Below are 17,639 nucleotides of genomic sequence, written 5' to 3'. Positions count from 1 at the left end.
GCAGAGCAACGAAGGAGAGCCTCGGTCATGGGCAAGCAGTTCCGGGTCGACACCGACGCCCTCGAGGCCGTCGCGAAGCGGGTGAAGGCCCTGCTCGACGACGTCTCCGGCGCCAACGGCTACCAGGCCGGCAGCAAGCCGGAACTCGACAAGATCGGGCCCGACGCCATCTCGACGGCCCTCGGCGCGCACACCGCCCACCCGATGGACGGCACGGGTAACGGTGGTTCGGCGTTCGCCGAGTCCTACCGGCAGGAGCACGAGGGACTGAAGTTCACCTACCAGTCGATGATCACGCAGCTGCAGAACCTGTACACGACGTGCCACACCACTGCGCAGACCTACGCGAACCGCGAGGACGACGCCAAGAAGGCCGTCACCAACCCCGGCACGCACGGCGAGTACTGAGGAGATGACCATGGCCGGCACCAGTGACCCGCACCCGTACCGGACGAACGTCAACACCTACGACTTCGTCGTCAGCGGCCAGGGCAACGCCTCGGGCATCGTCAAGCAGTTCGAGAACTGCAATCCCGGCGCCCTCGACCCGCTGATCAACACGCTGAACTCCATGTACGGCCTGTCCCGCGACCGCATGGGCCCCGAGATCGAGCAGATCAAGGCCGACCTGCAGGCCGCCTGGGAGGGCGAGGAGGCCGACCACGCGGTCAGCATCATCGGCGACTTCACCAAGAACGCGACCGAGCTGCGTGACAACTCGCTGTCGGTCTACCAGTCGCTCGAGGGCTTCCGCACCGACCTGGCGTCGCAGAAGGCCAAGGCCAGCGGCCTCGACGGCGGCGGCATCAGCATCAACAACGACGACTCCGAGGCGCGCGCGCTCTACAACGAGTTCGTCGCGTCGAAGAACACCGCGCTCGACGGCATGCCCAACGTGCTGAACTACTGGGAACCGTTGAACGGCAACAACCCGTCCGACGGCACGCAGATCCCCGGGCCCAGCCAGTCACCCGGCCCCGGTCCGACCATTCCGGGCGGTCCCGGTGGCCCCGGCCCGGGTGCGCCCGGTCCCGGCCCGAAGATCGACGACATCCCCGGCCCGCAGCAGCACCCGCCGATTCCGGGACCGCAGTACCCGCCGCCGGGCGGGCCCGGCGAGGGCGGCCCCGGTCCCGGCTACGGTCCCGGCTACGGCCCCGGTTACGGTCCCGGTCACGGACCCGGCCCGAACATCCCGGGTCCCGGTCTCGGCAGTGGCGGCGGACCCGGCGTCGGCCTCGACCACGGTTCGCAACTCGCCGGTCTCGGCGGCGGCGGAGCCGGCGGTCCTGGCCCCGGCCTGGGCGCCGACGGCCTCGGCGGCGGTGCCGGTCCGGGCGCAGGCGGCGTCCCCGGTGGCGGTGCCGGTCCCGGTGCTGCCGGCGGTCTCGGCGGCGGCGTCGCGGGCGGTGCCGGCGGTCTCGCCGGCGGTGGCGCCGGCGGTGGCGCCGGTCCCGGCGCAGGCACCGGAGCGGGCGGACGCGGCGCGATGATGATGCCGATGCACGGCAACCAGGGCGACGAGCAGGACCGCGAGCGGTCGACCTGGCTGGAGGAGGACGACGACATCTGGGGTGGCGACGACGCCCCGTCGGGCGTCATCTCGTGACCTCGCGGTCACCCACGAGCAGCACCCGCCAGCCGACCCGCCGCACCTCGCGGCGGGTCGGTTGCGTGCTGGCCGTCGTGGCCTTCCTCGTGGCGCTCGGCCTGCCGGGCACCGCGGCGGCGCTCCCCCGCTCGCAGGTCCAGGCGCAGCAGTGGTGGCTCGACCGGCTCGGCCTCGATCGCGCCTGGCAGGTCACCCGCGGGCAGGGAGTCACCATCGCGATCGTCGACAGCGGCGTGAACGCCGACTTCGGCGACCTGCGCGGGGCGGTGCTGCCCGGATTCGTGGTCGGCGGTTCGGGAGACGGGTGGCGCGACACCGACAAGACGCTGCACGGCACCCGCATGGCCGACAACGCGGCCGGGCGCGGCACCGGGTTCGGGCTGCTCGGCAGCGCGCCGCGCGCGAAGATCCTGCCGGTGCAGATCGACTACTCCTCCGGAGACGGGCAACAGGAGACCGCGACCGCGCTCGACCGGCTCAGCGCACTGGCCGACCCACCCGGGGTCGTCAACATGTCCTTCGGTTCGAACGGCACCTGCACACCCGAGCTGCAGCAATCAGTGCAGCGCGCCACCGCCAAGGGCATGATCCTCGTCGCCGCGGCGGGCAACACCGGCGACGGCGCGAACACGTCCGAGGCGCCGGCCAACTGCACCGGCGTCGTCGCGGTCGGTGCCTACGGCAACGGCGACACGCCCCGGTTGTGGTCGGGCAGCACCCGTCAGCCCTACGTCGCACTGGCCGGCCCCGGCGCCCGCATCATCGGCGTCGACACGTCCGCCGCATCCGGTTACGGCTACGCGTTCGGCACCAGCGAGGCCGCCGCGATCGTCAGCGGTGGTTTTGCGCTGTTGCGCGCAAAATATGCGGACGAGTCCCCGCGCCGCATCGTCGCACGCATGCTCTACACCGCCCGCCAGTTCGAGGGCAGGCAGGGCGCCCGCAACTCGTCCTGGGGTTTCGGCGTCGCCCGGCCACGGGTCGCCCTCACCGACCCCGTCCCGACGGACGCCCCGAACCCGATCTACGACGCCCTGGACCAGCTCGACGGCTCCGGCTCGCCGTCGTCGCCCGGTTCGTCGCCGACCTCGGCCCCGAGTTCGGCACCGACGGCGGGCACCCCGGCCTCGGGACCGGTCACCGACACACCGGGCGGCGCCACCACCCCGGCCCCCGGTGCGCAGGGTGACGACGACGGCGGTGGCGACGGGGTCATCATCGGCGTGCTCGTCGCCGTCGTGGTGCTGCTGGCGATCGTGCTGGCCGTGGTGCTCGCCCGCCGCCGCCGTCCGTCCGGCCCTCCCGGCGGGTACCCGCCGGCCCCGCCGACCGGGTGGGGTGGGCCGTGACCACCGCGACCACGGCGCCACCCGCGCTCGAGGACGTCCTCGCCAACCGCCGGTGGGTGAGGCGCGGGTTCCCGTTCCCTCACGTGGTGGCGCAGAACGTCTTCACCCCCGAGTTCTACGGCCTCCTCGACGCCGAGTTCCGCCGTATCGAACGCGAGCAGCCCGAGGCGTTCCAGCGCAACATGGCCGGTTACGACGCGACCGGCGCGATGCTCGACCACCATCGCGACGGCCCGCTCGGCATCTTCGTCAGCCGGGCCTGGCACGACCTGCTGGCCGGGGTCGGTGGCATCGACGATCCCACCGGCGACATGACGGCGAGCCTGCACCACCACGAACCCGGCAGCGCCGACGGCTGGCCGCACCAGGACCTCAACCCGGGCTGGTTCGGCGAACCCGCCGGCCCGGACGAGGTGCGGCTGCCCTACGACGGCCCGCCCGAGCGACGCGTCGCCTACCACCACGGCACCCGCGCCGAGGGCGTGCCGGCACGCGAGACCGTCCGGGCGGTGTCGGCGTTGTTCTACCTCGCCAACCCGCCCTGGGAACCGGGCGACGGCGGCGAGACGGGCCTCTACACGGTGGGCGGGCAGTCACGGCCGACGCTCACCGTGCCGCCGGTCAACAACTCCCTGGTGCTGTTCGAGTGCAGCCCGTTCTCGTGGCACGGGTTCCTGTCCAACCGCGTCAAGCCGCGCAACAGCGTGGTCATGTGGATCCACCGGCCGAAGGACGAGGTCGTCCGACGGTGGGGCGACGACAGCATCCGCTACTGGAGCACCCCGTGACCGAGCGCAAGCGGGTGTGCGTCCTCACGGGAGCGGGCGGCCGCCTGGGGGCGGCGTTCTGCCGGGCCTACGCAGCGCAGTACGACATCCTGGCCGTCTGCCACCGGCGGGGCCCCGCGGTGCCGTCGCAGCACGAACGGTTCGTCGACCCGCTCGACGCCGACGCCGTGCTGCCCGAGAACGAGGCGTCGGTCTACGCGCTGTACGCCGATCTCGAGCAGGACGGTCAGGTGCAACGCGTCGTCGACGTCGCCCTCGCCCGGTACGGCCGGGTCGACCTGCTCGTCAACAACGCGGCAGTGCAGCACTTCCACCCCGCGGGGCTGCTCGACCCGGTCGGGTCCTTCGCCGACGCCGAACGCTTCTTCCGCCTCAACGTGGTGGTGCCCGCCCAGCTCGCGGGCACGCTCGCCCACGAGTCCTGGCGCCACCGCGCCGACGAGAACCGGGCCGCGAACGCGAACGTCGTCAACATCTCGAGCACGTCCGGCTCCCGTGTCTACGGCGGCGGACAGGCGGTGTACGCCTCGTCGAAGGCCGCGCTGAACCACATGACACGGCACCTCGCGGCCGAGTTCGCGGCCTTCGGGGTGCGGGCCAACGCGGTGGCGCCCGGCGCGTTCCCCGCTCAGGTCGCGACGGAGACCGTCGCCGCCGCGATCGCGCGGCTCGACCGCGAGGACGTCACCGGCAAGGTGCTCATCGTCGAATGAGGTCGCGGTCGTCGAGCGCCGCCGGGGGCAGCTGCGCCGGCCGACGCCGACGCATCACGGTCGCCGCCGTGACCGCCACGACCGACAGGGCCAGCAGCGCGTAGGCGACGCCGAGGGCGAGGTGCTGCAGGCTGCGATCGGGGGCGGCGGGCAGCGGCGGCGCGGCGACCCGGCGGGCACTCGGCGTGGGCAGCGGCTGCGGATCGTCGGCCACCGGCGAGGTCACCGCGAGGTACGGGTTCACGATGCCGTAGCCGTAGGTCGGGCTGGGCACGTCGGTCGGCGGGGCGTCGGCGGTCGCCTCGATGCGGTCGCGCACCTGGGCGGCGGTGATGCCCTTGTGCGAGGCGATCACCAGGGCTGCCGTGCCGGCGACGTACGGCGCGGCGTAGCTGGTGCCGCTGTCGACGGCGAAGCCCTGCAGCGCGCTCAGGACCGGCACGTTCACGCCCGGCGCGGCCACCGAGACGTACGAACCCCTGTCGGAGAACTTCGGTACCACGTCGGTGCTGTCGGAGGCCGACACCGCGATGATGTTGTCGTACTTCGGTGACCACGCGGCCGGGTAGGCCGGCGGCTTCGCCTGCTGCTGCCCGTCGTTGCCGGCCGCGGCGACGAGCACGATGCCCTTGCGCTGCGCGTAGGCGACGGCCGCCTCGAGCGCGGGGGTGGGGCTCGCGACGGTGAGCGAGAGATTGACGACGCGTGCCCCCCGCTGGATCGCCGCGACGATCCCGCGCGCGAGCCCGTCTGAGCCGCCGACGCCGTCCTTGTCCGACTGCCGGATCGGAACGATGGCGGCCGCGGGTGCGATGCCGACGAAGTTCGAGGAGTCGGACGGCTGCGCCACGATCAACGAGGTGACGGCGGTGCCGTGGCCGATGCAGTCTGTGAGGTCGGTCGGCGCGTACCCCTTCCCGACCACGTTCAGGCCCGGACGGATATCGGCCCTGCGCAGCTGCGGCTGGGTGTCCGTGCCGGACGCGCTCCAGTTGAGCCCGCTGTCGACGACGCCGATGGTGACGCCGGCGCCCCGGGTCACCGACCACGCGCGGGCGAAGTTCAGGCGCTGCTGTGGCCAGAACGACGTCGCCTCGCCACCGGGTTTGACCTCGCACTGGTCGTCGGGGGCCGCCGAGGCCGCGACCGGAGCGCCGAGACCGGCGGACAGACCGCCGAGCAGGACCAGCGCGGCCAGCGCCGCGCGGCGCCTCACCGGGCGGAGCGGCCGTTCGGGCTCGGCGTGGGGCGCGGACGGCTGCGGGCCGGCTCGGCCGCCGCGGTGGAGCCGGCGGACGGATTGCGCACGACCTGCGCCTGCGGAACCGGACGCTGGGCGGGCGCGATCTGCTTCGCCTGCGGAGCCTGCTCGACCTCTCGGTGGGCCGACTGCTCGTCGCGGGCTTCCTCGCGCGCCTTGTCGTCCTCGTTCAGGCCCTTGATCTCGGTCTTGAACACGCGCAGCGACCGGCCGACGGAGCGCGCCATGTCGGGCAGCTGCTTCCAGCCGAAGAACAGGATCGCGCCCACGACGGCGATCACGATCCAGTGCCAGATCTGGAACCCACCCATCGGTGCGCCTCCTTCGTGGTGCGGTGCGTTTCGCCCAGGCTACGCCGGGACGGGTGTCGACGCGGTGTCCGGCAGGGGTGCCGCCCGGTGAACACAGGCAGTTCGTGCCCGACGCCCAGCCCGGTTCCGTCCGGCGGCGATCCTCAGACCCCGGCGGACGCGAACGGCTCGAGCTGGCGGGCGAGCATCTGGTCGACGCGGGCGTGCAGCAGGGTGCCGCCGGCGGTGTGGTCCTCGCGCAGCACCTCGCCGCGCTCGTGCACCTTGGCGACGAGCTCGCCGCGGTCGTAGGGCACCAGCGCGGTGATCTCGACGTCCGGGCGCGGCAACCGCGCCGCGACGACCGCGCGCAGCTCGGCCAGTCCGGTGCCGGTGCGCGCCGAGACGAAGACCGGGCCGTGGTCACCGGCGCCGGGGCCGGACGCCAGCTGACGCAGCCGGATCACGGTCTCCTCGTCGATCGCGTCGCACTTGTTGAACACGATCTGCTCGGGGACGTCGGCGGCGCCCGCGATCTCGGCGAACACCTGGCGGACGGCCTCGATCTGCGCGGCCGGGTCGGCGTCGGAGGCGTCGACGACGTGCAGGATCAGATCGGCGTCGGCGACCTCCTCGAGGGTCGAGCGGAACGCCTCGACGAGCTGCGTGGGCAGGTGCCGGACGAACCCGACGGTGTCGGCCAGCGTGTACGCGCGGCCATCGTCGGTCTCGGCCTTGCGGACGGTCGGGTCGAGCGTCGCGAACAGGGCGTTCTCGACCAGCACCCCGGCGTCGGTGAGCCGGTTGAGCAGCGACGACTTGCCGGCGTTGGTGTAGCCGGCGAGCACCACGCTCGGCACGTGGCGGGCCGAACGCTGCGACCGTTTCACGTCGCGCGCCGTCTTCATGTCCTTGATCTCGGAGCGCAGCTTGCTGATGCGCGAGGAGATGCGGCGGCGGTCCATCTCGATCTTGGTCTCACCGGGGCCGCGGCCACCGATGCCGACACCGTTCGCGGCGCGACCGCCGACCTGCCGGGACAGCGACTGACCCCAGCCGCGCAGCCGCGGCAGCATGTACTGCAGCTGGGCCAGTTCGACCTGCGCCTTGCCCTCCTTGGAGCGGGCGTGCTGCGCGAAGATGTCCAGGATCAACGCGGTGCGGTCGACGACCTTCACCTTCGTGACCCCCTCGAGCTGGCTGAGCTGGCCGGGGGTGAGCTCGCCGTCGCAGATGACGGTGTCGGCGCCGTGGGCGACGACGAGATCGCGCAGCTCCTTGGCCTTGCCGGAGCCGATGTAGGTGGCGGGGTCGGGCTTGTCGCGGCGCTGGATCACGCCGTCGAGCACCTGGGAGCCGGCGGTCTCGGCGAGGCGCGCGAGCTCGGTCAGCGAGTTCTCGGCGTCGACGGCGGTGCCGGAGGTCCAGACACCGCAGAGCACGACGCGTTCGAGGCGCAGCTGGCGGTACTCGACCTCGGTGATGTCCTCGAGTTCGGTCGAGAGGCCGGCGACGCGCCGCAGCGCGTTGCGTTCTTCGAGATGGATGTCGGGTTCGGTCATCGTCCGTCCATGGTGGCACGCAGCCACGCGTCGTCCACGTCGATTTCGGCGAGCAGCACGGCGGGACCGGTCAGTTCGACGTCGCCGGGGGTCCACCGGACCCAGCAGGTGCCGCCGGGGACGTCCACGCGCCATTCGCTGCCGTCCGGGCCGACACCGTCGGAGGTGGCCGCTGCCACGGCGGCCGCGCAGATGCCGGTGCCGCAGGAGCGGGTCTCCCCCGAGCCCCGCTCGTGCACCCGCATCGCGAGGTGGCGCTCGCCCCGGCGCACGACGAACTCGACGTTCTGGCCGTGCGGCAGCGGCGGCTCGACGACCGGCGGGCGGGACAGGTCGAGCCCGGCGAGCGTCACCTCGTCGGGGACGGGCACGACGACGTGCGGGTTGGGGATCTCCAGCGCCGTGCCGGCGGCGGAGAAGTGAGGAGCGGCGGTGGCGATCGGCCGGTCGGCAAGGACCCGGGGCAAACCCATCAGCACAGTGACGTTTCCGTCCCCGCGGGCTCGCGCACTTCGGATCCCGCCGCGAGTCGCCACCGCCGCTTCCTGCTCAACGAGCGACCCCCTCTGGAGGTATCGCAGAAAAACGCGCAATCCGTTTCCGCACATCTCGGCGACGGATCCGTCCGCGTTGCGGTAGTCCATGAAGAAGGCCGCGCCGGCCGCGAACTCCTTCGACTCGGGGTGGTTCTCGCTGCGGACGACCCGCAGCACGCCGTCGGCGCCGACGCCCGCGCGCCGGTCGCACAGCAGGCGGACGGCCTCCGGCGGCAGGTCGATCGCGCCGTCGAGGTCCTCGAGGATCAGGAAGTCGTTCTCCGTCCCGTGCCCTTTGACGAACTTCACACGTCCACGATACGGAGTGCGGCGTCCACGAGCCCGGGATCCGCGGCGTCCAGCCAGTGCACCCGCGGGTCGCGGCGGAACCACGTGCGCTGCCGCTTCACGAACCGGCGGGTGCCGAGGACCGTCAGCTCGATCGCCTCGTCGAGGTCGCCGGTCACCTCGCCCGCGTCGTCCACGACGGCGAGCAGCTGCTGGTAACCCAGCGCCTTGCCGGCGGTGGGGCTGTCGCGCAGCCCGGCCGGCAGCAGGGCGCGGATCTCGTCGAGCAGGCCGGCGGCCATCATGCGGTGCACGCGGACGGACACCCGCTCGCGCAGGTCGTCGCGGTCGAGCCCGACCTGCACGGTGTCGTAGACGGAGTCGAAGCCCGGCATGCGCGCGACGAAGGGCCGTCCGGTCAGCTCGATGACCTCCAGCGCGCGGACGATGCGCCGACCGTTGGACGGCAGGATCGCCGCCGCGGCCACCGGATCGCGCTCGGCCAACCGGGCGTGCAGCGCCTCGGGGCCCTGGTCCTCGAGCGCGGCGTACAGGCCGGCCCGCAGCGCCGGCGACTCCCCCGGGAAGTCGAGGTCGTCCAGCGCCCCGCGGACGTACAGCCCGGACCCGCCGACCATGATCGGCAGCTTGCCGCGCGCGGCGATCGCGTCGATCGCCTCACGGGCCAGCGCCTGGTACTGCGCGACCGCGGCCGACTTGGCGAGCGGCCAGACGTCCAGCAGGTGGTGCGGCACGCCCCCGCGCTCGTCCTCGCACAGCTTGGCGGTGCCGATGTCCATGCCCACGTAGAGCTGCATCGAGTCGGCGTTGACGATCTCGCCGTCGAGCCGTTGCGCGAGCGCGACGGCGAGGTCGGACTTGCCCGTCGCCGTCGGCCCGACGACGGCGAGCACCCGGACGGAACGGTCAGGCACGCAACCACGTCGCCACGAAGTAGCCGACGCCGAACGGCGCGTCGTCGTAGGTCACGTCCGCCTGCCAGCCGTCGGTGAGCCCGGCGCGGGTCAGCAGGTCGGCCGTGGCGCGCCAGGCGGGGACGCCCGCGGCGAGCTGCCGGGCACCCTCGTCCGCATCGAGCCCGGCGAGCGCGAATGCGCGCCCGGACGCGAGCGCGGCGGCGACGTCGCGGTCGTGCGCGCCGGCCCGCTCGTCCAGGTAGCCGGGGGCCTTCTCGGTACGCCGCGCCGACCCGTCACCGACCACGAGCAGCGCCACCTCGCGCTCGCTCATCAGGACGTCGTCGACGGGGACGCCTCCCGGCCAGTCGTCGCCGACCGACACGGCGAGGGCGGGCAGGCGGATGCCGGCCAGGTTGTGCAGCAGGTGCGCGCCCACCGTCAGCGCGGGGGTCAGCGGCACTCCCCCGCCGCACGACACGCCGCCGAGCTGCACCTCGTAGCCGGCAGCACCGCCGGCGCCGCCGGGCTCGAACCCGTCCAGCCCGCCGCGGCTGAAGCGCGTGTGCACGGTGCTCGGGTCGGACGGCTGCGCGGCCCCGCCGACCACGACGACGTGGTGCGCGCCGGCACAGACGGCCTGCACCGCGGCGCGGCAGGACGCCCGCGCCGGACCCAGTTCGATGTCCAGCCCGCGCCCCACCGTCGGCACCAGCGCGGGCGCCTGCGGCACGAAGGCGACAGCGGTGATCACGTGGTCCGAGCCTAGTGGGGCCCGGTACGCGCGACACGCCGCTACGACACCCGTGTTTGAATGCTCGCTATGACTTCCGGAGGGTCGTCGGACTGGGGACGCATCGACCCCGACGGCACTGTCTACGTCCGCACCGCCGACGGCGAACGGGCCATCGGCTCGTGGCAGGCCGGCGACGTCGCGGCGGGACTCGCGTTCTACACGCTGCGCTACGACGACCTCGTCGCCGAGGTGACGCTGCTCGAGAAGCGGCTCGCGTCCGGCGCGGGCGACCCGAAGGCGGTGCGCACGCAGGCGGCAACCCTGCGCGAGTCGCTCGCGACCGTCGCCGCGATCGGCGACCTGGACTCCCTCGGCACCCGTCTCGACGCGATCGCCGCGACGGCCGACGAGAAGGCGGGCGAGGCGGCCGCCGCCAAGCAGCAGGCGCGCGCCGACGCGATCGCCGCGAAGGAGGCGCTGGTCGCCGAGGCGGAGAAGATCGCGTCCTCCGGCACGTCGTGGAAGGCGTCTGGCGACCGGCTGCGGGCCATCGTCGACGAGTGGCGTCGCATCAAGGGCATCGACCGCAAGACCGACGACGCGCTGTGGAAGCGGTTCGCCGCCGCCCGTGACGCGTTCGGGCGTCGGCGCGGCCAGCACTTCGCGCAGCTCGATGCCGAACGCGGCCAGGTCAAGCACGTGAAGGAACAGCTCATCGCCCGCGCCGAGGAGCTGTCGTCGTCCGACGACTGGCGCGAGACGACGCAGGCGATGCGCGATCTCATGACGGAGTGGAAGGCCGCGGGCCGTGCCGGACGCGACGTCGAGGACCAGTTGTGGGCGCGGTTCCGTGCCGCGCAGGACGCGTTCTTCGCGCGCCGGTCCGAGACGTTCGCCGAGCGCGACGCCGAGCAGCTGGGCAACCAGAAGCAGAAGGAGGAGTTGATCGCCAAGGCCGAGGCGATCGACGTCTCCGACCCCAAGTCGGCGCAGTCGCACCTGCGCGACCTCCAGTCGCAGTACGACGAGATCGGCCACGTGCCGCGCGACGCCATGCGCCGACTCGACGACCGCATGCGCGCGGCCGAACAGCGCGTGCGTGACGCGGTCGACGCCGAGTGGCGGCAGGGCAGCGCCGAGTCGAACCCGTTCCTCACCGCGCTGCGCGAGCGGCTCGCAGAGGCCGAGGCGAAGCTCGAACGCGCCCGCAAGGCCGGTGACGAAGCGCGTATCCGCAAGGCCGAGGACGAGGTCGCCCAGCGCCGCGCGCTGCTGCCCGATCGGTAGCCCGGCCGCGCCCGAAATCGGGTCTCCCGACACGCCGAGAGGTGGGGTTATGGTCTGCCGATGCCATCGACGCCCACCCCGGCCTCGGCCGCGCTGCCGAGTGATCCGATCACCACGCCGTCGGCGCCGCAGCCGGTCGTGGAGGCGTTCCTCGACGCGCTGGTGAGCGCCGATCCCGAGCGGGCGTCAGAGCTGCTGGCCCCCGACGTCGTGTACTCGAACGTGGGTCTGCCGAGCATCCGCGGCCGCGACGCGGTGGTCCGCACGATCGCGCGTCTCGACCGTCCGCGGGTGTCGTTCGAGGTGTACGTGCACGCCATCTCGGCGGGCGTGACCACCGTGCTGACCGAACGCACCGACGTGCTCGCGTACGGCCGCTTCCGCATGCAGTTCTGGGTCACCGGCCGCTTCGACGTGGTCGACGGCCGCATCACGCTGTGGCGCGACGCATTCGACTACGTCGACGTGCTGCGGGGGTCGCTGCGCGGGCTCGTGGGTCTCGTGGTGCCGCGCTGGACCCCCGCGGTGCCGATCCACCCGGCGACCGCGCCGGGGCGCCACACCCGCAAGCGTTAGACCGGCCGCGTCCCGATCGTCAGCAGCTGCGGTTGCGGCACGTGGGCCGAGGGCGTGCCGCGCCAGGACCGGTGCTGCCGGACGCCGCCGTCGGCGGTCAGGTGGTGCGGCGCCGCGGCGGTCACCTCGGCGGTGACGACGTCACCCGGGGCGGCACTGCCCAGCACGTGCACCAGCCGTCCGTCACGGGCACGTCCCGAGACGCGTCCGGTGGCCGCGTCCTTGCGTCCGCCGGTGGTGTTGACGAGCACCTCGACCTCGGTGCCGACGAGCGCCGACGCCTCCTCGGCCGCGATGCGCTCCTGCAGCGCGATCAGCCGGTCGTAGCGTTCGGTGACGACGGCAGCCGGCACCTGCTCGTCCATCGTTGCGGCGGGCGTGCCGGGCCGCTTCGAGTACTGGAACGTGAACGCGGACGCGAACCGCGCCGCGGCGACGACCTCGAGGGTCTGCTCGAAGTCGGCGTCGGTCTCGCCCGGGAACCCGACGATGATGTCGGTGCTGATCGCGGCGTGCGGCATGGCGTCGCGCACCCGCTCGACGATGCCGAGGTAACGCTCGCGGCGGTAGCTGCGGCGCATCGCGCGCAGCACGGCGTCCGACCCCGACTGCAGCGGCATGTGCAGCTGCGGCATGACGTTCGGTGTCTCGGCCATCGCGGCGATGACGTCGTCGGTGAAGTCGCGCGGGTGCGGGCTGGTGAACCGCACCCGCTCGAGACCGTCGATGTCGCCGCACGCCCGCAGCAGCTTCCCGAACGCCTCGCGGTCGCCGAACGAGCGTCCGTAGGAGTTGACGTTCTGGCCGAGCAGGGTCACCTCGACGACGCCGTCGTCGACCAGCGCGCGGATCTCGGCCAGCACGTCACCCGGACGGCGGTCGGTCTCGGTGCCGCGCAGGCTCGGCACGATGCAGAACGTGCAGGTGTTGTCGCACCCGACGCTGATCGACACCCACGCGCTGTGCGCCGAGTCGCGGCGGCTGGGCAGGTCGGACGGGAAGTTCTGCAGCGCCTCGACGATCTCGACCTCGGCCTGACGGTTGTGCCGCGCGCGCTCGAGCAGGACAGGCAGACTGGCCAGGTTGTGCGTGCCGAAGACGACGTCGACCCAGGGCGCGCGCTCGACGATGCGGCCGCGGTCCTTCTGCGCGAGGCACCCGCCGACCGCGATCTGCATGGCGGGGTTCGCCTGCTTGGCGGGGTACAGGTGGCCGAGATTGCCGTACAGCCGGTTGTCCGCGTTCTCGCGCACCGCGCAGGTGTTGAACACGACGAGGTCGGCGGTGGCGTCGTCCGCCTTGACGTAGCCCGCGCCCTCGAGCAACCCCGCGAGCCGTTCTGAGTCGTGCACGTTCATCTGGCAGCCGTACGTGCGGATCTCGTACGTACGGGGCGGGGTCTCGGTCGGCGCGCTCATCTCGGCACCGAGGATACGGACCGGCGGGAATTCGACGCGGGTGGTGCAATAGCCGGGTGAGCCTGACGGACGCCCGCATCGTCGACGTGAGCAACGCCGTCCTGCGCGTGCTCGGTCTGCCACCGAACGCCGAGATCGGCTCCGACGACGGTGAGTTCGTGTTCGTGGCGACGACGACCCCGGACGGCGAGGACGTGGTCGGCAGCCAGGGCATCGTCCGCGGGGCGTCCGCGTCCGAGGCCGCGGTGCAGCTGCTCGACGGGCTCACGAACGACATCAGCGAGACGTCCGCGTTCTGGGGTGTCGCGTTCCCCCGCTGCCCCGGCCACGACCACCCGGCCGACTACGCGGCGGACGGTGACGCCGTCGTGCTGCGCTGCCCGGCCGACGGCCGCGAGCTCGTGCGGGTGACCCCGTGACGCGCACCAGCCCGGACCTCGCCTCCGCCCTGCACGACGTGACCGACGGCTTCTCCGGCGTGGTGTCGGTGAGCCGGGGGACGTCCGTCGAGTTCGAGCAGGCGTACGGGCTCGCGGACCGCGCGCACGGTGTCGAGATCACCGTCGACACCCGCTTCGGCATCGCGAGCGGCACGAAGGGGTTCACGGCCGTCACGGTCGCGGCGCTGCTCGGACGGGGGCTGTCGCTCGACACCATCGCCCGGTCGCTGCTCGGCGGGGACCTGCCGCTGGTGCACCCGGACGTCACCGTGGCGCACCTGCTCGCACACACGTCCGGCATCGGCGACTATGTGGACGAGGACGCCGGCGGGTCGGTGGACGACTACGTGCTGCGTGTGCCGGTGCACACGCTCGGCGACACCGAGGGCTATGTCGCCGCGCTCGACGGCTTCGCCCAGACGTCGCCGCCGGGCGCGCGCTTCGCCTACAACAACTCCGGCTACGTGCTGCTGGCGATCATGGCCGAGCGCGCCACCGGGACGCCGTTCCCGGCCCTCGTCGGGCAGCACACGTTCGGGCCGGCCGAGATGTGGGAGTCGGCGTTCCTGCGCTCCGACCGGCTGCCGGGCAACGCCGCCATCGGCTACCTGGACGACGGGCGGACGAACGTGCTGCATCTGCCGGTGCGCGGCTGCGGCGACGGCGGCGTCTACTCGACGGCGGGCGACCTGCGCCGGTTCTGGACGTCGCTGTTCGCCGAGCGCATGGTGCCGCGGCACCGCGTGGCCGAGCTGGTGCGGCCACGCAACGCCGTGCCGTCCGAGGGCAAGCGCTACGGCCGCGGGTTCTGGCTGCACGCGACCGGCCCGCAGGTGATGCTGGAGGGCTGCGACGCGGGTGTGTCGTTCCGCTCCGTGCACGACCCGACGTCCGGTCTCACCCACACCGTGCTGTCGAACACGACCAGCGGGGCGTGGCCGGTGACGCGCCGGCTGGACGACCTGGTGCGCTGAACGCGGTCAGTAGGCGGTCAGTGCGCGGTCAGTGCGCGATCTCGGTCGAGCGCGACTCGCGCACGACCGTCACCCGGATCTGACCGGGGTAGGTGAGCTCGTCCTCGATCTGCTTGGCGATCTCGCGCGCCATGACCGACGACGCCAGGTCGTCGACGGCGCCGGGCTCGACCATGACCCGCACCTCGCGTCCGGACTGCATCGCGAACACCTTCTCGACACCGTCGTGCTCGCGGGCGATCTCCTCGATGCGGGCCAGCCGCTTGACGTAGTTCTCGAGCGACTCGCGGCGCGCACCCGGACGGGAGGCCGAGCAGGTGTCGGACGCCTGCGTCAGCACGGCCTCGATCGTGCGCGGCCGCACCTCGTTGTGGTGGGCCTCGACGGCGTGCACGACCGCCTCGTCCTCGCCGTACTTGCGCAGCAGTTCCGCGCCGACGATGGCGTGGCTGCCCTCGACCTCGTGGGTGAGCGCCTTGCCGATGTCGTGCAGGAACGCGCTGCGCTTGACGAGGGTGGGTTCGATGCCCAGCTCGGCCGCCATGACCCCGGCGATGTGCGCGGTCTCGAGCAGGTGGCCCAGCACGTTCTGGCCGTAACTGGTGCGGTACTTCAACCGGCCGATGGTGGGCATGAGCCGCTCGTCGACGGGCCCGATGCCGGCCTCGGCGACGGCGTCGCGGGCGGCCCGGAGGCACTTCTCGTCGACCTCGGCCAGGCTCTGCTCGTAGGCGTCCTCGATGCGGTGCGGGTGGATGCGGCCGTCGGCGACGAGCTTCTCGAGCGTGAGCCGGCCGACCTCGCGGCGCACCGGGTCGAAGCAGCTGAGCAGCACGGCCTCGGGGGTGTCGTCGATCAGCACGTTGACGCCCGTGACCGCCTCGAACGAGCGGATGTTGCGGCCCTCGCGGCCGATGATGCGCCCCTTCATGTCGTCGGCCGGCAGGTGCAGCACGCTGACGACGGCCTCGGAGGTCTGCGAGCTCGCAACGCGCTGCACCGCCTCGGTGACGATGGCGCGGGCGCGTTCGGTGCCCTCGGCGCGGGCCTCGTCCTCGATCGTGCGGGCGAGGACGGCGGCGTCCCGGCGCGCGGACGTCTCGACGGCGGCCAGCAACTCGGCGCGCGCGGTCTCGGTGTCGAGGCCGGCGATGCGCTCGAGCTCGGCCCGGTGCTCGGCCTCGGCACCGCGCAGCGCCGCGCGGGCGGCAGCGAGTTCGCGCTCGCGGGCCTCCAACGTCTCCCCCGCCGATTCGAGCTCGGCGGCCTGGCGCTGCAGTTCGGCGGCACGTTGCGCGAGGCGGGTCTCGTGCGCGTCGAGGCGGGACTCGGTCTCGTCGAGCCGCTGGACGCGGGCGGTGAGGGCGGCCTGCTGGCGCTCGAGGTCGGCCGTGAGCGCGGCGACCCGGTCGTCGGCGGCACGGCGCGCCTCGGCGACCACGGCGGCCGCCTGCTCGCGGGCCTCGGACACGAGGGCGGCGGAGGATCGGCGCGCCTCGGCGAGCGCGGTGTCGGCCTGCTGGCGGGTGGCGTCGGCGTCGGCCCGGGCCTGGCGGCGAGTCTGGTCAGCGTCGGCCCGCGCCTGCGCGCGGGTCGTCTCGGCCGCTGCCCGTTCGGCGGACGCCGCCTCGGCGGACGCCCGTTCGATGGAGGTGGAGTCCTGGTCGGCGCCGTGACGGCCCGCCGGGCCCGGTCGGCGGGACCAGGCGAACACCGCGAGGACACCCAGGACGAACACCGCTGCGACCGCCGCGTACCAGACCCCGGTCATGTGCGCGTCTCCTGTCGCTCGACGGACGGGCGACCGTGACGACGGCCGCCGAACCAGGACGAGCGCTGCGTGCGCTGCACACGCGTCCCGCGGCGTGCGGGCGCGTGCTCAGGTCGGGACGGTCCGGCGATGACGCCGGGGCGGGGCGGCTCCCTCCAGCATCGGCGACGAGGACGTTATGTGCGGGCGATCGGTCCCGAGGGGACCCGAGCGCCTCGGCAAGGCGTTCTTCCTGGTCTGTCAACACTATTAACGGCAGCCAGACAATTCAAGTGCGGCGCCGTGCGGCCGATCGGACCCCCGGTCAGTCGGGCTCGAGGAACCCGCTCTCGGCAGCGGGGTCGGCGTCCGACTCGGCCACGGCGGCACGGACGACCTCGTACGCCAGACCGCTGGAGTAGCCCTTGCGGGCGAGCAGCCCGACGAGCCGGCGCATCCTGACCTCGGCAGGCAGGGCCGACAGGGAGCGCAGTTTGCGGGCGACCAGGGCCTCGGCGCGGCGGCGTTCGTCGTCGGCGTCGATACCGGCCACGGCCTCGCGGACCGTGTCGTCGTCGAAACCACGCTGGCGCAGCTTGGTGGCGATGGCGCGTCGCGCCAGGCCGCGCTCGCGGTGCTGTGCCCCGGCGACGGTGACCGCGAGCTCGGCGTCGTCGATCAACCCGACCTCGGTGAACCGGTCGAGCACGGCTGCGGCCACGGCGGAAGGGATCTCGCGTTTCGCCAGGGCCTGCTCGAGCTCGGACCTGCTGCGGGCACGACGCTCGAGCAGCCGCAGGCACACGATGCGGGCGACGGCGGCCGGATCACCCGGCGGGTCGTGGCGCGTGTCCTCGGGCGGCGGTGCTGGCGTGTCGTCGGCGCTGCGCCGGGCTGCCGGACGTGAGGTCCGGCGCGACGCGGGACGTTCGGCGGTAGGGCCCCCCAGCCTTTCCGCCGTCGTCCCGCGTCGCGCCGTGTCACGGGCGGCCGGGCCACCACGGGTGCCGGACATGCGTCCGGCCGCGGCGTCACGCGCCTGCTGTGGGCCGGGGGCTGCGTCGGCGGCGGCCTCCCGGGCGTTCAGTTCGGCGACGAGTTCCTCGGCCGAGCGCACGATCTCGCGTTCCTGTTCTCGTGGT

General features: G+C 73.2%; 18 protein-coding genes. 9 read left to right on the top strand and 9 right to left on the bottom strand.

Annotated features, from left to right (window positions below; all coding sequences use genetic code 11):
* Window positions 1–27: 27 nt before the first annotated feature.
* The 5 genes from ACYVP9_RS05450 to ACYVP9_RS05430 are packed head-to-tail and all read left to right on the top strand — an operon-like array spanning window position 28 to window position 4,462.
* Window positions 28–408: a WXG100 family type VII secretion target gene (locus ACYVP9_RS05450; RefSeq protein WP_460603687.1), complete on the top strand. Its 381-nt coding sequence runs from the start codon at window positions 28–30 to the stop codon at window positions 406–408.
* A 10-nt stretch (window positions 409–418) separates the two neighbouring features.
* The gene (locus tag ACYVP9_RS05445; RefSeq protein ID WP_460603686.1) at window positions 419–1,609 is read left to right on the top strand and encodes a hypothetical protein; all 1,191 of its coding nucleotides are present in this window, start codon (window positions 419–421) and stop codon (window positions 1,607–1,609) included.
* A complete protein-coding gene (locus ACYVP9_RS05440) occupies window positions 1,606–2,961 on the top strand; it encodes a S8 family peptidase (RefSeq protein ID WP_460603685.1) in 1,356 nt (451 codons plus the stop codon). The genes ACYVP9_RS05445 and ACYVP9_RS05440 overlap by 4 nt, the downstream gene beginning before the upstream one ends.
* The gene (locus ACYVP9_RS05435) at window positions 2,958–3,749 is read left to right on the top strand and encodes a 2OG-Fe(II) oxygenase (RefSeq protein ID WP_460603684.1); all 792 of its coding nucleotides are present in this window, start codon (window positions 2,958–2,960) and stop codon (window positions 3,747–3,749) included. Before ACYVP9_RS05440 ends, ACYVP9_RS05435 begins: the two co-directional genes overlap by 4 nt.
* On the top strand, window positions 3,746–4,462 hold the full coding sequence (locus tag ACYVP9_RS05430) for an SDR family NAD(P)-dependent oxidoreductase (RefSeq protein ID WP_460603683.1): 717 nt from the start codon (window positions 3,746–3,748) through the stop codon (window positions 4,460–4,462). Before ACYVP9_RS05435 ends, ACYVP9_RS05430 begins: the two co-directional genes overlap by 4 nt.
* Here ACYVP9_RS05430 and ACYVP9_RS05425 read toward each other — a convergent pair.
* The 6 genes from ACYVP9_RS05425 to ACYVP9_RS05400 form a co-directional block, all read right to left on the bottom strand.
* Entirely contained in the window at window positions 4,449–5,678 is a 1,230-nt protein-coding gene (locus ACYVP9_RS05425; RefSeq protein WP_460603682.1) for a type VII secretion-associated serine protease mycosin, read from the bottom strand. The genes ACYVP9_RS05430 and ACYVP9_RS05425 overlap by 14 nt on opposite strands.
* Window positions 5,675–6,034, bottom strand: coding sequence for a Sec-independent protein translocase subunit TatA (tatA, locus tag ACYVP9_RS05420; protein ID WP_460603681.1), 360 nt, complete (start codon window positions 6,032–6,034; stop codon window positions 5,675–5,677). The genes ACYVP9_RS05425 and tatA overlap by 4 nt, the downstream gene beginning before the upstream one ends.
* 143 nt (window positions 6,035–6,177) lie before the next feature.
* A complete protein-coding gene (gene hflX / locus ACYVP9_RS05415; protein ID WP_460603680.1) occupies window positions 6,178–7,575 on the bottom strand; it encodes an HflX GTPase family protein in 1,398 nt (465 codons plus the stop codon).
* Window positions 7,572–8,420, bottom strand: coding sequence for a diaminopimelate epimerase (gene dapF / locus ACYVP9_RS05410; protein WP_460603679.1), 849 nt, complete (start codon window positions 8,418–8,420; stop codon window positions 7,572–7,574). The genes hflX and dapF overlap by 4 nt, the downstream gene beginning before the upstream one ends.
* Window positions 8,417–9,334 carry a tRNA (adenosine(37)-N6)-dimethylallyltransferase gene (gene miaA / locus ACYVP9_RS05405; RefSeq protein WP_460603678.1) on the bottom strand — a complete coding sequence of 306 codons (918 nt, stop codon included), beginning with the start codon at window positions 9,332–9,334 and terminating at the stop codon, window positions 8,417–8,419. The genes dapF and miaA overlap by 4 nt, the downstream gene beginning before the upstream one ends.
* The gene (locus ACYVP9_RS05400) at window positions 9,327–10,070 is read right to left on the bottom strand and encodes a class III extradiol ring-cleavage dioxygenase family protein (protein ID WP_460603677.1); all 744 of its coding nucleotides are present in this window, start codon (window positions 10,068–10,070) and stop codon (window positions 9,327–9,329) included. The genes miaA and ACYVP9_RS05400 overlap by 8 nt, the downstream gene beginning before the upstream one ends.
* Before the next feature lie 69 nt (window positions 10,071–10,139).
* On the opposite strand from ACYVP9_RS05400, the gene ACYVP9_RS05395 reads away from it, so the two are divergent.
* Together ACYVP9_RS05395 and ACYVP9_RS05390 are read left to right on the top strand one after the other, a co-directional pair.
* Window positions 10,140–11,339: a DUF349 domain-containing protein gene (locus ACYVP9_RS05395; RefSeq protein ID WP_460603676.1), complete on the top strand. Its 1,200-nt coding sequence runs from the start codon at window positions 10,140–10,142 to the stop codon at window positions 11,337–11,339.
* A 60-nt stretch (window positions 11,340–11,399) separates the two neighbouring features.
* Window positions 11,400–11,915 (top strand): limonene-1,2-epoxide hydrolase family protein, encoded by a 516-nt coding sequence (locus tag ACYVP9_RS05390; protein WP_460603675.1) that lies wholly within the window; start codon window positions 11,400–11,402, stop codon window positions 11,913–11,915.
* Here ACYVP9_RS05390 and miaB read toward each other — a convergent pair.
* Window positions 11,912–13,333: a MiaB/RimO family radical SAM methylthiotransferase gene (miaB, locus tag ACYVP9_RS05385; RefSeq protein WP_460603674.1), complete on the bottom strand. Its 1,422-nt coding sequence runs from the start codon at window positions 13,331–13,333 to the stop codon at window positions 11,912–11,914. The two genes, ACYVP9_RS05390 and miaB, sit on opposite strands and share 4 nt — an antisense overlap.
* Window positions 13,334–13,389: 56 nt before the next feature.
* Between miaB and ACYVP9_RS05380 the strand changes: the two genes are divergently transcribed.
* Together ACYVP9_RS05380 and ACYVP9_RS05375 are read left to right on the top strand one after the other, a co-directional pair.
* The gene (locus ACYVP9_RS05380; protein ID WP_460603673.1) at window positions 13,390–13,752 is read left to right on the top strand and encodes a hypothetical protein; all 363 of its coding nucleotides are present in this window, start codon (window positions 13,390–13,392) and stop codon (window positions 13,750–13,752) included.
* The gene (locus tag ACYVP9_RS05375; RefSeq protein WP_460603672.1) at window positions 13,749–14,747 is read left to right on the top strand and encodes a serine hydrolase domain-containing protein; all 999 of its coding nucleotides are present in this window, start codon (window positions 13,749–13,751) and stop codon (window positions 14,745–14,747) included. Before ACYVP9_RS05380 ends, ACYVP9_RS05375 begins: the two co-directional genes overlap by 4 nt.
* Window positions 14,748–14,775: 28 nt before the next feature.
* On the opposite strand, the gene rny is transcribed toward ACYVP9_RS05375, so the two are convergent.
* Together rny and ACYVP9_RS05365 are read right to left on the bottom strand one after the other, a co-directional pair.
* Window positions 14,776–16,518: a ribonuclease Y gene (gene rny / locus ACYVP9_RS05370; protein ID WP_460603671.1), complete on the bottom strand. Its 1,743-nt coding sequence runs from the start codon at window positions 16,516–16,518 to the stop codon at window positions 14,776–14,778.
* A gap of 304 nt (window positions 16,519–16,822) precedes the next feature.
* Entirely contained in the window at window positions 16,823–17,614 is a 792-nt protein-coding gene (locus tag ACYVP9_RS05365) for a regulatory protein RecX (protein WP_460603670.1), read from the bottom strand.
* Between the last annotated feature and the right edge of the window lie 25 nt (window positions 17,615–17,639).

Source organism: Jatrophihabitans fulvus (genome assembly GCF_054781375.1).
Note: the sequence above shows the minus strand (reverse complement) of the source record. Positions and strands in the feature narration are given on the sequence as shown.